This window comes from Streptomyces sp. NPDC059917, from assembly GCF_042730635.1.
In the GTDB taxonomy this organism is placed as follows: Bacteria; Actinomycetota; Actinomycetes; order Streptomycetales; family Streptomycetaceae; genus Streptomyces.
Genome location: NZ_JBHWLC010000008.1, coordinates 79,829 through 92,825, shown reverse-complemented (window position 1 = coordinate 92,825; position 12,997 = coordinate 79,829). Strand labels below are relative to the sequence as shown.

The window sequence follows — 12,997 nt, the reverse complement described above, 5'->3', positions numbered from 1 at the left end:
TTGGGGGGGGGGCCGGTTCTGTTGTTTAACCGCCCCGGGCCCCCCCCGGGGGGCCCCCGCGGGGGCGCCCCCCTCGCGGGGGGGGGGGGGGGGGGGGCGCGCGGCGCCCCCCCCCGGCGCCCGGTACGGCTCGTCCACCCCGCTCAGTACAGCTTGGTCACGGCCTTCTTCAAGGTGTTCTTCCACGCGGCCACGGGCGGCTCGCCCCAGTAGCTCGACCACAGGACGAGCGTGACCGTGTCCCCGTCGCGGCCCACGCCCCACAGGTAGTTGAAGTCGGGCCGCTCCTGGGCATTGGCGTTGAAGGTGTGCATCCCCTGGAGGGTGGCGCCCTCCTCCACGTTCACCACGCCGTGGTCGATGCCGGTCGCGGTCACCCCCGGTTCCTGCGGGCGGCTCGCGCAGTCGGCGAAGTCCCGGCGGGTCGCGTCCGCGTAGGCGATGGCCTCGGCCTCGGTGGCGAAGGCGATCACCTTCTGCTGCGCGAACGCCGTCTCCGCCGTGGTGAAGTCCCGGTTCCAGACGTTGACTTCGGGCTTGCCCTCCGGCCAACCCGCCAGACACCCGTACGCCTGGCCCCAGCCCCGCACGACCGGATTCGCGCGCCACGACTCGGTCGTGGGCAGGTCCGAGATGTACAGCGTGCCCGGCCTCGGCCGCCACTGGTCGGCGGCCACCGCCGGACCGGCGGCCGCACCGACCGCCAGCGCCACGGCCCCCAACAGGACGCAGCCCCCGCGCACCCGTGAACGTACCCCCATGAATGTCCCCTTCCCCGTGTGCACCGTCTCGATCACGACGGCCCCACCCCGGCAGGAGCGGGACCCAGCCCCAGCATCGGGTGTCCGCGGCCCGACCGGCCGTACCCGCGGCCACGATGACTTGATCTGCGCCCCTCCTGACTTGAAACGACAAAGGGCATCAAAAGGGAGTCCGTCCCGGATGCGCGGGTTCCACCCCGTGGTCGAGAACACTGAGTGACGGGATCCGCGCAGCGATTTCACCCGGAGTGGGTACCCGACGACCGATGATCTTACGTAACATCATGAATGTTCGCCGTGTCCGGGGTTGTCCCCCCACGGTGGCCGTGCTTCCGCATGTCCTGCCCCCACCCATTGAGTCGAGGAATACGTGCGCCTCCCCATTGAACGACGCCTGGCCGTGAGCGCTGCCCTGCTCGCCGTAGTGGCCGGTGTCGTCCCGGCCACCGCGGCCCACGCCGCACCGGCCGACCTGCCCGCCATCGCGGCGGAATCCCCGCAGGTGTCGCCCGACATGGAGGGTCTGACCAGGGCCCTTCAGAACACCCTGGACGCCGGCGCGCCGGGCGCCCTGGCCCGTTACAGCGGTCCGGACGGGGTCAAGAGCAAGACCCTGGGCCTCCAGGACACCACCGAGAACACCCCGATGGACGTGCGGTCGCGGTTCCGGATCGGCAGCGTCTCCAAGACGTTCTCCTCCGTCGTGCTGCTCCAGCTGGTGGCCGAGGGCCGGGTCGAGCTGGACACCCCGGTCAACCACTACCTGCCGGGCCTGCTGCCGGACGACCGCATCACGGTGCGTCACCTGCTGACCCACCGCAGCGGCTTGTCGGACTACACGAACGTGATGTTCGCGGACACCGTTCCCGGTTTCGAGGCCGTGCGCAACAAGGTGTTCAGCTACCAGGAGCTGGTCGACCTCTCGCTCGCCGAGCCGCGCACCACCGAGCCCGGCGTCTCGTACAAGTACTCCAACACCAACTTCGTGGTCGTCGGCATGATCATCGAGAAGGTGACCGGGAAGCCGGTGGCGAAGGAGTACGACCGCCGCATCATCAAGCCGCTGAAGCTGCGCAACACCTCCTACGTGCATCCCGACACGGCCATCCGCGGTCAGCACGCCCACGGCTACCTCCACCCGGACGAGGCCGGCAACCCGCTGGTCGACTCCACCGAACAGACGGTGTCCTGGGCGCAGTCCGCCGGCGCGGTGATCTCCAACGCGGCCGACCTGAACACCTTCATGAGCGGCCTCGTCAGCGGGAAGCTGCTGCCCAAGCGGATGCTCGACCTGATGACCACCGTGACCCCGACGGACGCGACGAACACCCGGTTCTACGGCCTGGGCCTGCGGCGCTACGACCTGTCGTGCGGTACGCAGGTGTTCGGTCACACCGGCACCGTGCAGGGCTTCTACACCTACGCCTTCACCACGCGCGACGGCAAGCGCAGCCTGTCCGCGATGGCGAACACCTCCAACGACGGGGCCGCCAACACCGCCCTCGGCGGCACGCTGGAGGCCGCGTTCTGCGGCAAGCCCGCGGCGCCCAAGTCCAACGTCGCCCCGCGCGGCCTGGCGGCCTCCCCGGAGCGCGACCGCACCCCGGCCCGCGCCGAGATGGACCTGCCGGAACGACGCTGACCCCCGTCGCCCGGGGACCCGCACGGGTCCCCGGGCGGCGTCACCGCGTCCTCGGCCCCCGGTCGTCGGGGGCTGCCGGCCCCTGTCGGGCCGACGTTCGTGTCACGTGGTCGTTCCCGTGCGGACGCGGTGTTCGCGCCAGAACGACGTGAGGTCGGTGCGGGTCACCGCCTGCGCGGCCCGCTGGAACTCCACCGTCGTGGAGACCCCGTACCAGTGGTCGCGCACGTACTCCCTCAGCATCGCGGCCATCACGGGGCCGCCCAGCACCCGCTCCAGGTCGTGCAGCACGCACGCGCCGTTGAAGTAGACGTACCGGGTCCAACCGGGCCCGTGGGCGGCCCAGTAGCCCATCGAATTGGTGACCGCCTGGGTGTCGTCCTGCCAAGCGACGCCCTCCGCGCAGTCTTCGCCGTGGTCACCGGTCAGCAGGCCGGACGAGTAGGTCGCGAACGCCTCGTCCAGCCAGGGGGAGGCGTACTCGTCGTTCCCGACGATCCCGTACCACCATTGGTGGGCCAGCTCGTGGACCACACCGCCGCCGGTCTCGTCCAGGGACACCAGGACCAACCCGGGGTACTCCATGCTGCCGATCGGCGCGAACCGGTCGCTGATGACCGCGTCCACCTCGCCGTAGGGGTAGCGGCCGAAGCGCCGCCCCAGCTCGTCGACGGCGCGGACCGCTTCGGCGCGGGCGGTCGCCACCCAGGCGTCCGGGGCGCCGGCCGTCCAGTACGAGCGGACCGTGACGCCACCGGGCGAGGTAGCCACGCCGCTGCGGAACGGCCCGGCCGCCCACGCGAAGTCCCGCACCTGGCGCGCGACGCTGGTAGTGAGGGTGCGGCCGGGCCCGGCCGGGCGGTCCGCGGTGACGCCCGTCGCCGGGACCTTCAACGCGGTCGGGTGGTCGAGGGCGACCTCGAAGTCCGAGGCCAGGGTGTAGTAGCTCTCGCCCCGGTCCAGCGGCGGGTCCAGGTGCCAGCCCGCCGCGTCCCGCACGGCCAGCACCGGCAGGGCGTTGCCGAGGTAGCGGTGGTCGCCGTCGCGCCCGAAGCGGTGGAGCCGGTCGGGGACGGTGATCGAGACGTCGAAGCCGACGGTGGCCCGCCCTCCGGGCGCCAGCGGCGCGGCCAGCACGATCCGTACCGCGCTGCACGCCACCGACGGGTCGCTCGGCGCGCCGCCGCTCACCCGGCCGATCCGCACCGGGGAGGGCGCCTGCGGCGTGCCGCAGCCGTCGACGCCGTTGCCCCAGAGGCGGACGTGGATCTCGCGCAGCGGCTCGGTGGACCGGTTCCCGAAGGTCACCGTTTCCCGACCGGTCCACCGGGTGCCGGTGGCGTCCGCGCGCAGGTCGACGCGGTAGGCGGGCCGGGAGGGGGCGGCGCGCTCGGCGCCGTTCCCGGTGGCGGCGCGGGCCGGGGCGCCGCTCCAGACACCCGCCAGCAGCGAGCCGAGCACGGCGAACGCCGTGACCACCCCTGCGTACCCGGTCCGTCTCATGGTCCGCCCCCGCGGTCGTGGTCCAACGGGCCCGGCCCGCCCGGCCCGCCCGGCCCGCGCGACCCGTGCGGCCGGCGCGCAGCCGAGGGTACGCGGCCCCCACGGCCTTGCACAGGGCGCGGCGCACCCGCAACGCGGTTGCGGCGAGGGCGAGTTCGAGTCGCAACGCCTGTTCGCGGCGTCGGCCGCGGGGGCGTTGTCAGTGGTCAGGGATACGTTCAGGGGGTTGGCAGGGCCGATTTCCCGTCAGGAGTGGACGATGACCGAGAGCAGTGCGCAGCCCGCGCTCAGAGTGGTGCTGACAGACGTCAACGAGCGCGTGGTGGAGGCGTGGCGGGCGGCTTTCGCGGACACCCCCGGCATCGAGATCCGCCGCGGCTCGATCCTCGACGAGGACGTCGACGCCTGGGTCACCCCGACCAACTCCCGGGGCCGGATGGACGGTGGGGTCGACGCCGTCATCAAGCGGTACCTGGGATCGGGCATCCAGGTGCGCGTGCAGCGGGCGATCCGCGACCGCTTCGCCGGGACGCTGCCGGTGGGCAGTGCGGTCTGCGTCCCGTCCGGGGCGGCCGTGCCCCGCTACGTGATATCGACGCCGACCATGGTGGGGCCCTCGCAGAACGTGAGTGCCACGCTCAATGTGGCCATGGCCTGCGCGGCCGCCTTCCAGGCCGTCCACCGGCAGAACCGGAAGGCGCCGGGCAGCATCCGTTCCGTGGCGCTGGTCGGGATGGGCGCGCAGACCGGGCGGGTGCCGGCCCGGGTGTGCGCCAACCTGATGTGGACCGGGTACACGCTCTTCCACGACCACTGCTTCGAGGACGACGACGAGCTGCGCGCCACGCTCGTCGCGCAGTTGAACGGCATCGAGAGCGCCCCCGTCGAGGAGCGGGTGCGCATCGTGGTGCCCGCGCCCGCCGCCCCCTGCGACTGCCCCGCCACGACCGCTCCCGCTACCGAAGGCTCCTCCCCCGTGACCGACGCGAACGACCCGAACGACGCCCTGGCCCTCACCGAGCTGTTCGCCGGTGGTGGTGAGCCCTGGCTCCCGCTCCTCAAGCCCGTCATCGAAGCGCGGCCCGATGCGGAGCGGTTCATCGGGAAGGGGCGCAGCCCCGAGGTCGTCCCGGTCCGCGAGCTGACCTTCCAGGCGCTCAAGCCGAACCCGCCGCACAAGTGGAAGGTCGTCGCCTTCGGGCAGAACCCGTACCCGCGTGCGGAGAGCGCGACCGGCATCGCCATGTTCGACAACACCTTCAACGACTGGAAGGACAGCCAGTTCGGTCGGGTCGTCAGCATCCGCTGCCTCATCAAGGCGGCGGCGATGTGGAAGTACGGCATCGCCAAGAAGACGCCCATCGCGGACGTGCGCGCGCTGTTGGAGGAGCGGGACACGGTCCAGCCGCCGGAGTGGTTCCAGGCGATGCTCACGCAGGGCGTGTTGCTGCTGAACGCCGCGCTCACCGCCAGCGGCGACGGGGCGATGGGCGCCGACCAGCACACGGCCTTCTGGCGGCCCGTCGCCGAGCGGATCATCGAGGAGATCCTCAAGGCCAAGCAGGACGCCGCCGAGGAGGACCGCGGGGTCGTGTTCGCCTGGTGGGGTGCGCACGCCCGGAACCTGAAGAAGGTCGTGCTGCGGCTCCAGGCGAAGTACCCGGACGTCGAGGTCCGGCACATCGACCACGCGAACCCGGCGGCGCAGGGCGACCTCTTCTGCGAGGGCGACCACTTCGCCATGGTCAACGAGGCCCTGGCGTCCCTGGGCTCCGAACCGATCGACTGGCTGCCCAGCAAGGGGTGGGACGCGGGAGCCGGTGGCGCGAGCGGGCCGGGCGGGGGCGTGGCACAGCGCATGGGCGCCTTCATCGAGACGACCATGAACCTCCACCAGCTCTACCTGGAGCGACTCACCAGCGTCAAGGACGAGGGCCTGGTCCTCCCCGCGATCACCGGTGTGTTCGACACTCCGCTGATGGACTTCCAGGGCGCCGTCGCCCCGGTCGCCGGCGTGCTGTCCGGGATCACCGGACACATCGACCGCTCGCTCGACTTCGGCAAGCGGCGGGCCGACGAGACGTCCGCCACCCTGTCCGCCGACGCGATCGCCGCGCTCTACCTCTACACCTGCCAGTCCGCCTTCTACCGCGAGATCAATGCCGTGCTGCGCTCGCCGGACCGCACCCGGGTCACCCCCTACCTGCCGTACCTGCGCCTGCTGTTCTCGGCGGTGTCCGGGCTGCCGGGTCACACGCAGCCGCTGTGGCGCGGCGTGTCGTTGGACCTGCGGGCGCAGTATCCGGTGGGCAGGACGGTGACCTGGTGGGGCGTCTCCTCCTGCACCTCCGAACTGAAGGTGGCCCGGTCCTTCCTGGGCAGCCGCGGCAAGCGGACGCTCTTCGAGGTGACCTCCACCCGGGCGGTCGGCATCCGGAACTTCTCCGCCTTCACCGGGGAGGAGGAGTACATCCTCGCGCCGGGCACGCAGCTCAAGGTGACGGACGTCAAGAGCGAGCGCGGCGGCCTGTGCACGGTCCGGCTGGCCGAGACGGACGCGCCGCCCGTACTGTCCTGATCCGGCCCCGGTACCTCCTCGGCCGCCGGTCCGTCAGGGCAGTCGGGTGGCGTCCGGGAGCTCGGGGAGGAAGGGGAGGTAGTCCGTTCCCGGAGCGGCGGGGATCACGGTGTAGCTGGCCTCGGGAAGCTCGTTCCACACCCCGGGCAGGTCTCCCAGCGGCTCGGAGACCACGATGCGCGTCTCGTCGGAGATCTCGCGGAGGTAGTCCAGCTCCGGGTGCAGGTGGCGGACGGTCTCGGCGCGGCTGCTGTAGAAGAGCGAGCGGGACTTCCCCATGCTGGAGTAGCGGAACGCCCAGACGCGTGCTCCGTCGCTGACCGCCACGGTCATCTGGAGCGGTTCCGGTACCCCGTGCTCCTTGCCGAGCCGCTCCACCAGCCCCGCCATCCTGGCCACCGCGCCGGGGACGTCCTGGTCGAGCCCGAAGGTGACCGCCAGGTAGAACATCACCTCGGAGTCGGTGGACCCCTCGATGGACGGGAAGAGCGCCGGGTCGACGGCCATGCACAGGTCCCGCTGGAGCCGGTGGAACTCCGCGATGGCTCCGTTGTGCATCCACAGCCAGCGCCCGTGGCGGAAGGGGTGGCAGTTGGTCTGCTGCACGGCCGAGCCCGTCGAGGCGCGTACGTGGGCGAAGAACAGCGGGGAGCGGACGTGGGCGGCCAGCTCGCGCAGGTTGCGGTTGTTCCAGGCCGGTGCGATGTCCCGGAAGATCGCCGGGGTGCCGTCGCCGTCCGCGCTGTACCAGCCGATGCCGAAGCCGTCGCCGTTGGTCGCCTCGGCGCCCATCCGGGCGTGGAGGCTCTGGTTGATCAGCGAGTGCTCGGGGCGGTAGAGCACGGCGTCGAGGAGCATGGGCGAACCCGAGTAGGCGAGCCAGCGGCACATGGGCCCTTCCCTTCCTCCCGCCCCGTCCCGAGCCTAACCCCGCGCCGGGTCCGGCGCGGGGCCCGGCACACCGCGGGGATACCCCGGTGGGCCATCCTCCGCGGAGCCACTCGTACGTACGGGTGGGCGCTGCCCGTGCCTCGCCGACGGGCGCGGCCGACGGGTCTACCGTGGAAGGGTCCCGTAGCCGTGTCCGGCAGATGAGGTGGGCAGCTGTGTCGACATCGAGCCATGAGATGTCCGGTGCGCCGTGCTGGGTGAGCCTGATGGCCCGGGACCTCGTTTCCGCGCAGGGCTTCTACGGCGCCGTGCTCGGGTGGGACTTCCGCCCCACCCGCCTCGGCGACGGCTTCTCGGTCGCCTTCCAGGGCGGGGCGCCGGTCGCCGGTATCGGCGCGCTGGCCGGCAGTCTGGGCGTGCCGGTGGCCTGGACGCCGTACTTCGCCGTCGAGGACGTCGACGTCACGGCGGACCGGATCCGGGAGCGCGGGGCCACGATGGCGGTGGGCCCCCTGCCCTTCGGCACGGGGCGGGCCGGGCTGGCCTCGGACCCGGCGGGGGCCGCCTTCGGCTTCTGGCAGGGCAAGGTCATCCCCGACTGGAGCGTGGGTCACGACAGCGCCCCCGCGTGGTTGGAACTGCGTACGCGCGACGCTTTCGCCGCGGCCATCTTCTACGGCGAGATCCTGGACTGGGCCGGCGAACCGGCGGGCTGCTGCACGGTCTCCTACGAGCACGACCACGTCGTCCTGCGCCACGGCCGGGACGCCGTCGCCCGCATCAGCGGCGGAGCGCTCGACGAGGATCCGGACCCTCAGGTACGGCCGCGCTGGCACGTGCACTTCCGGGTGCCGGACCTGGAGGCCGCGATCGGGGCCGCCACCCGCCTGGGCGGCAGGACGGCCTCCCCCGTGCAGTCCTCGACCACCAGCCGGTCGGTCGTACTGGCCGATGCCGAGGGGGCGCTGTTCACGGTGGTGGCTCCGCAGGACCCTGCGGCCTGAGTCCGGGGCCGCGCGGACTGAGGGCCCGGACTCAGGGAGTCCGGGCCCGCTGCCCGTGCTCGTGCGCACCGTGCCCGCTCATCGGCACCCTCGCTGCCCGTGCCGGTCAGATCGGCGGGAGGCCGAAGGGGAATCCGGTCCCGTAGTAGGTGCTCAGCGCGTCCCGGTAGCGCGGGTCGCCGAGGTGCTCGTCCCGGTGGAACTCGGGGGCGTCCTTGATCTGCCCCTTCGTCCGGTCCACGAACACGATGCGTTCCTCCGGGTCGATGCTGACGACCCGGCTCGCCGGGAGCAGCACCTCCTTGCCGAAGATCCAGACTCCGGTGTCCACGACCAGGTAGGAGTCGTCGACCTCGTCCGAGTGTTTGTCGACCTTGCCGATCGTCCCGTCGGTCGCCTCGACCTTGAATCCGGTCAGGTCCGTGCCGGCCAGGTGGCCCGAGGCCGACGTGTAGCTCCATACGTGCTCCGTCACGCGAAGAACAACTCCTCCGGTAGGCAGGTGGTGGTGGCAGGGGTGGGGTGGGTGGGGTGCGGCAGCACGGGTGCGCACCGACTACCAGTAGTGGCGTCGGCCGCCGACGGCGTGTCCGACCGAGCCCATGATCCACAGGACGGCTCCCACCACCAGCAGGATGACGCCGATGGTCCAGAGGATGGAGATTCCGGTCAGGAACCCGATGATCAGGAGGATAAGCCCGACGGCAAGCATGGTGCCCTCGCTCTCAGGTGGGGAACACGACGGGGCGTTCGCTCCGCCGTGGCGCTTCGGCCCGCGTCTACCCCCGAACACCGCCTTTATCGCCGTACGCGTCCTTGATCCTTCGCGGCCCCGCCCGCGGTCCCGCCCCGGTCCCGTCCGCGGCCCCCTCCCGGCCCCTCCCGGCCCCCGCGAGGGGACCCTGTGACTCGCGCTCGCCCCGCCGCTCCCGCGATGATCAACCAAACGATCTCCACACCGGGGGGTCGAGCACCTGGAGGATCCATGTCACCGCTGGCCCTGGACGTCACCCACCGCCTGGTCCCCTCGCCCGCGGGCCGGATCCACCTGGTGGAGCAGGGCGCCGGGCCGCTCGTCCTCCTCGTGCACGGCTTCCCCGAGTCCTGGTACTCCTGGCGCCACCAGCTCCCCGCGCTGGCCGCCGCCGGGTACCGCGCGGTCGCGATCGACGTGCGCGGCTACGGTCGCTCCTCGGCCCCCCACGAGACGGACGCCTACCGGATGTCGGAGCTGGTGGCGGACAACGCCGCGGTGGTGGAGGCCCTGGGCGAACGGTCGGCCGTCGTCATCGGGCACGACTGGGGCGCGTCCATCGCCGCCACCTCGGCCCTGGTCCGGCCCGACCTCTTCCGCGCGGTGGGGTTGCTCAGCATTCCCTACGCCCCGCGCGGCGGGCCGAGGCCGAGCGAGCTCTTCGCGCGGATGGGCGGGGAGGAGGAGTTCTACATCTCCTACTTCCAGGAGCCCGGCCGGGCGGAGGGCGAGATCGAGCCCGACGTGCGCGGCTGGCTCGCGGGGTTCTACGCCGCCCTGTCCGGCGACACCATGCCCGCGGTCGGCGCACCCGCCCCGCACTTCGTCCGCCGGGGCGGAACCCTGCGCGAGCGCTTCCCCGCCGACCGGGCGCCGGCCTGGCTCGGGGAGGGCGACCTCGACTTCTACGCCGGGGAGTTCGAGCGGACCGGCCTGCGCGGGGCGTTGAGCCGGTACCGGAACATGGACCGCGACTGGGACGACATGGCCGGCTTCGACGGAGCCCCCCTCCCCCAGCCCTCGCTGTACATCGGCGGCGCCCGCGACGCTGCCACCAGCTGGCTGGCGGCGGCGATCGAGGCCCACCGCACGACGCTGCCCGGGCTCACCTCCTCACGCGTCCTGGAGGGCTGCGGTCACTGGATCCAGCAGGAGCGGCCGACCGAGACCAACCGGCTCCTGACCGACTGGCTCGCCACCCTGTAGGACCGGCTCCCGAGCGGCTGCCGATTGGCAGTTGGAAATCAAAGCGGAATGCCGCGCTATCGATCGGCCGGGCAAAGTCCCGCACCGTGCGCGCATCTCGATTCACCGCATCCCCTCGCCTGCGCCACGGTGCGCGTCGAGGTCGGTCGCACGCCGCGGCGATGTCCGCCGACCGCCTAGCGCCCCGCGATTCCGCGCCGCCTTTCCCCGGATATCCCGATGGGTGACGCAGGATTTCTTGGGAGCAAATCCCCGTCCCCCACAGGTCGAATGCGGCGAGGTCCAGGCACGGGAATTCTCGCCGGGACCGCGTGATTGCAACCGGCGCATTGCTTGCACGTGAACACGTCGGGGCCGGGAGGAAAAGGGCCGCGCCGAGAGCTCCCCGTGGTCCAGACCTACGTCTCTCGCACAGACGTGCCGGAAGCCGGATCGCGACCACGCCGGAGCCCGTCCCGACACTCCGGCGCGACCGGCCCCCGACATCCGCCCGCTGCGCGGGAGTTCGGCGCACCTCCGCGCGCCCGGGACGGCCCCGTCGGCCGCCGGTGGACCGTGATCCACGACCCGGAGCGGACACGAGTACGAGCAACGCGCCGTGTGTTGCCGGTTCGTGATCATCCATCAGGCGGGCAGGGTAGGGATTCGGCCATCCCATCCGCCACTTGCTGATCGACGTCCTCACAGGTCACACGGCATGCGCCTGTCACCAGGGGACCCTCGGAGGGAGACCCGCGGATGGCGCCGTCTTCGCAGCTTGACCGCAACTTGTACACATCACCTCTCCGGACGGCCTGCGATGGTCTAGATTGACCCGCGTGCTCCAGATACTTGGACACCGGGCGACAAATGACGATCTATTGTTTTGGTGCGACACACAGCGACACACAGCCGGCTGCCGTATCCTCTGCGCCGGACGTGACAGTGATCGATTCCTTGAGCTCGAGGGGGGCGCAGGGAACATCCGGGACTTCTACGACTTCCCGCACACCTCGCGACTCTGGTAGAACATGCGGGTCCGCCACCCGTAGATGAGTGTCGAAGCAAAGCTGCAATACCTGATATGCCACATTCGGGGGGCGGGTCCTCCCGTGGGATTAAACAGTGCGAGGCAAAGAAGCCGGAGCACTGGCGACCTGGGGGGGTCCTGTGCAGCAGAGGGAATTAGCCAGCCCGTTTCCGGCAGCGCGCGGGCGGTCGGCGAACGGGTCTATCAGTCGCCCCGCCATGGACTGGGAGCAGCGGTACCGACGGACCGTCATCACCACCGACACGGTGACGACAGCGGTCGTCGTCACCGCCATCGGCGCCTTCTTCGGGGCCAGGGACGCGGCCAACTGGCATGAGAAATGGGGAATCCTCGCATTCGGCACCGAGCTGTTGGTGCTGGCCTCCATGACGGTCGGCCGGTCGTGGGCGCCGGCCGTACTCGGCCAGGGCGCCGAGGAGTTCCGCCGGCTCGGGCGCTCGCTGTTCGCGACGGCCGTCGTGCTGGCGCTCGGCGGGATCGCCCTCACCTCCACCAACATCAAGCTCTGGATCTTCGTGGCGACCCCCGCGATCGCGGTCGTCACCATGATCGCCCGCTACGTGCTGCGCCTGTGGTTGCACAAGCAGCGCAAGGAGGGCCGCTGCCTGCGGCCGGTGCTCGCCGCCGGCAGCCCGGCCACCGTGCTCGACCTGATCACCAGAGTGCGCAAGTTCCCGCACCTCGGTTGGCGGGTGGACGCGGTGTGCACGCCGGACGGTCTCGGCTTCGACGGTGACCAGCTGGCCGGAGTACCGGTCGTGGGACGCCTGTCGGACGTACCGAGCCACGTGCAGCGCGACGGCTACCGCGTCGTCGCGGTCACACCGGACCCGCACTGGTCGCCGAACCGGCTCCAGCGACTGGCGTGGAACCTCGAGGGCAGCGACGCCGACATGGTGGTGGCGCCCGTGCTCATGGAGGTGGCCGGCCCGCGGCTGCACGTCGACGGGGTTCTCGGGATCCCGCTGTTGCGGGTCACGATGCCGATCTTCACCGGTGGTCGTCGGGCGATCAAGGAGGTCGTCGACCGCATGGGCGCGGCGCTCCTGTTGATGCTCTTCGCGCCGCTCATGCTGCTCGTCGGGGCCCTCGTCCTGCTGGACAGCCGGGGCGGGGTGCTCTACTACCAGCGCCGGGTGGGCAAGGACGGCCGCGAGTTCACCATCGTCAAGTTCCGCACCATGGTCGCCGGGGCCCACCGGACGCGGGCGGAACTGGCCGACCGCAACGAAGGCGCGGGCCTGTTGTTCAAGCTCCGCCGGGACCCGCGGGTGACCCGGGTGGGCACGGTGCTGCGCCGGTACTCGATCGACGAGCTCCCGCAGCTCTTCAACGTGCTCACCGGTTCGATGTCGCTCGTCGGTCCGCGACCCCCGCTCCCGGAGGAGTCCGCCGCCTACGGCCCGGACATCCGGCGGCGGCTGTTGGTCAAGCCCGGTCTCACCGGCCTCTGGCAGGTGAGCGGGCGCAGTGACCTGCCGTGGGAGGAGGCGGTGCGGTTGGACCTCCGGTACGTGGAGGACTGGTCGCTCGCCCTCGACACGGTGATTTTGTGGAAGACCCTCCGCGCGGTGCTCCAGGGGCAGGGGGCGTACTGATGCGCGGCGGGTTCAGTCAGGTCAGTGGGC

General features: G+C 71.5%; 10 protein-coding genes. 5 read left to right on the top strand and 5 right to left on the bottom strand.

Annotated features, from left to right (window positions below; genetic code table 11):
- Window positions 1-143: 143 nt before the first annotated feature.
- Window positions 144-761 carry a hypothetical protein gene (locus tag ACFWAR_RS07285; RefSeq protein WP_385773998.1) on the bottom strand — a complete coding sequence of 206 codons (618 nt, stop codon included), beginning with the start codon at window positions 759-761 and terminating at the stop codon, window positions 144-146.
- A gap of 400 nt (window positions 762-1,161) precedes the next feature.
- Here ACFWAR_RS07285 and ACFWAR_RS07280 point away from each other — a divergent pair, with 400 nt between their 5' ends.
- Window positions 1,162-2,403 carry a serine hydrolase domain-containing protein gene (locus ACFWAR_RS07280; RefSeq protein ID WP_385773996.1) on the top strand — a complete coding sequence of 414 codons (1,242 nt, stop codon included), beginning with the start codon at window positions 1,162-1,164 and terminating at the stop codon, window positions 2,401-2,403.
- A gap of 102 nt (window positions 2,404-2,505) precedes the next feature.
- Here the strand turns inward: ACFWAR_RS07280 and ACFWAR_RS07275 are convergent, their stop codons facing one another.
- Window positions 2,506-3,906 carry a M1 family metallopeptidase gene (locus ACFWAR_RS07275; protein ID WP_385773995.1) on the bottom strand — a complete coding sequence of 467 codons (1,401 nt, stop codon included), beginning with the start codon at window positions 3,904-3,906 and terminating at the stop codon, window positions 2,506-2,508.
- Between the two features lie 259 nt (window positions 3,907-4,165).
- On the opposite strand from ACFWAR_RS07275, the gene ACFWAR_RS07270 reads away from it, so the two are divergent.
- Window positions 4,166-6,484 (top strand): macro domain-containing protein, encoded by a 2,319-nt coding sequence (locus ACFWAR_RS07270; RefSeq protein WP_385773994.1) that lies wholly within the window; start codon window positions 4,166-4,168, stop codon window positions 6,482-6,484.
- 33 nt (window positions 6,485-6,517) lie between these two features.
- Here the strand turns inward: ACFWAR_RS07270 and ACFWAR_RS07265 are convergent, their stop codons facing one another.
- Window positions 6,518-7,375, bottom strand: coding sequence for a class II glutamine amidotransferase (locus ACFWAR_RS07265; protein ID WP_385773993.1), 858 nt, complete (start codon window positions 7,373-7,375; stop codon window positions 6,518-6,520).
- 266 nt (window positions 7,376-7,641) lie between these two features.
- Between ACFWAR_RS07265 and ACFWAR_RS07260 the strand changes: the two genes are divergently transcribed.
- Entirely contained in the window at window positions 7,642-8,379 is a 738-nt protein-coding gene (locus ACFWAR_RS07260; RefSeq protein WP_385774163.1) for a VOC family protein, read from the top strand.
- Window positions 8,380-8,485: 106 nt separating this feature from the next.
- Here ACFWAR_RS07260 and ACFWAR_RS07255 read toward each other — a convergent pair whose 3' ends face one another.
- Both ACFWAR_RS07255 and ACFWAR_RS07250 read right to left on the bottom strand, forming a co-directional pair.
- Complete coding sequence (locus ACFWAR_RS07255; RefSeq protein WP_385773991.1) at window positions 8,486-8,854, bottom strand: PRC-barrel domain containing protein; 369 nt, start codon at window positions 8,852-8,854, stop codon at window positions 8,486-8,488.
- Between the two features lie 81 nt (window positions 8,855-8,935).
- Window positions 8,936-9,091 (bottom strand): DUF6131 family protein, encoded by a 156-nt coding sequence (locus tag ACFWAR_RS07250; protein WP_385773989.1) that lies wholly within the window; start codon window positions 9,089-9,091, stop codon window positions 8,936-8,938.
- A gap of 273 nt (window positions 9,092-9,364) precedes the next feature.
- On the opposite strand from ACFWAR_RS07250, the gene ACFWAR_RS07245 reads away from it, so the two are divergent.
- Entirely contained in the window at window positions 9,365-10,339 is a 975-nt protein-coding gene (locus ACFWAR_RS07245; protein ID WP_385773987.1) for an alpha/beta fold hydrolase, read from the top strand.
- A gap of 1,149 nt (window positions 10,340-11,488) precedes the next feature.
- Entirely contained in the window at window positions 11,489-12,967 is a 1,479-nt protein-coding gene (locus ACFWAR_RS07240; RefSeq protein WP_385773985.1) for a sugar transferase, read from the top strand.
- Window positions 12,968-12,997 lie beyond the last annotated feature (30 nt).

Bases quoted from the DNA above. Each gene is read 5' to 3' on its own strand.
- ACFWAR_RS07245 (WP_385773987.1), top strand. From the start codon at position 9,365: ATGTCACCGCTGGCCCTGGACGTCACCCACCGCCTGGTCCCCTCGCCC.
- ACFWAR_RS07275 (WP_385773995.1), bottom strand. From the start codon at position 3,906: ATGAGACGGACCGGGTACGCAGGGGTGGTCACGGCGTTCGCCGTGCTC.
- ACFWAR_RS07270 (WP_385773994.1), top strand. From the start codon at position 4,166: ATGACCGAGAGCAGTGCGCAGCCCGCGCTCAGAGTGGTGCTGACAGAC.
- ACFWAR_RS07260 (WP_385774163.1), top strand. From the start codon at position 7,642: ATGGCCCGGGACCTCGTTTCCGCGCAGGGCTTCTACGGCGCCGTGCTC.
- ACFWAR_RS07250 (WP_385773989.1), bottom strand. From the start codon at position 9,091: ATGCTTGCCGTCGGGCTTATCCTCCTGATCATCGGGTTCCTGACCGGA.
- ACFWAR_RS07265 (WP_385773993.1), bottom strand. From the start codon at position 7,375: ATGTGCCGCTGGCTCGCCTACTCGGGTTCGCCCATGCTCCTCGACGCC.
- ACFWAR_RS07285 (WP_385773998.1), bottom strand. From the start codon at position 761: ATGGGGGTACGTTCACGGGTGCGCGGGGGCTGCGTCCTGTTGGGGGCC.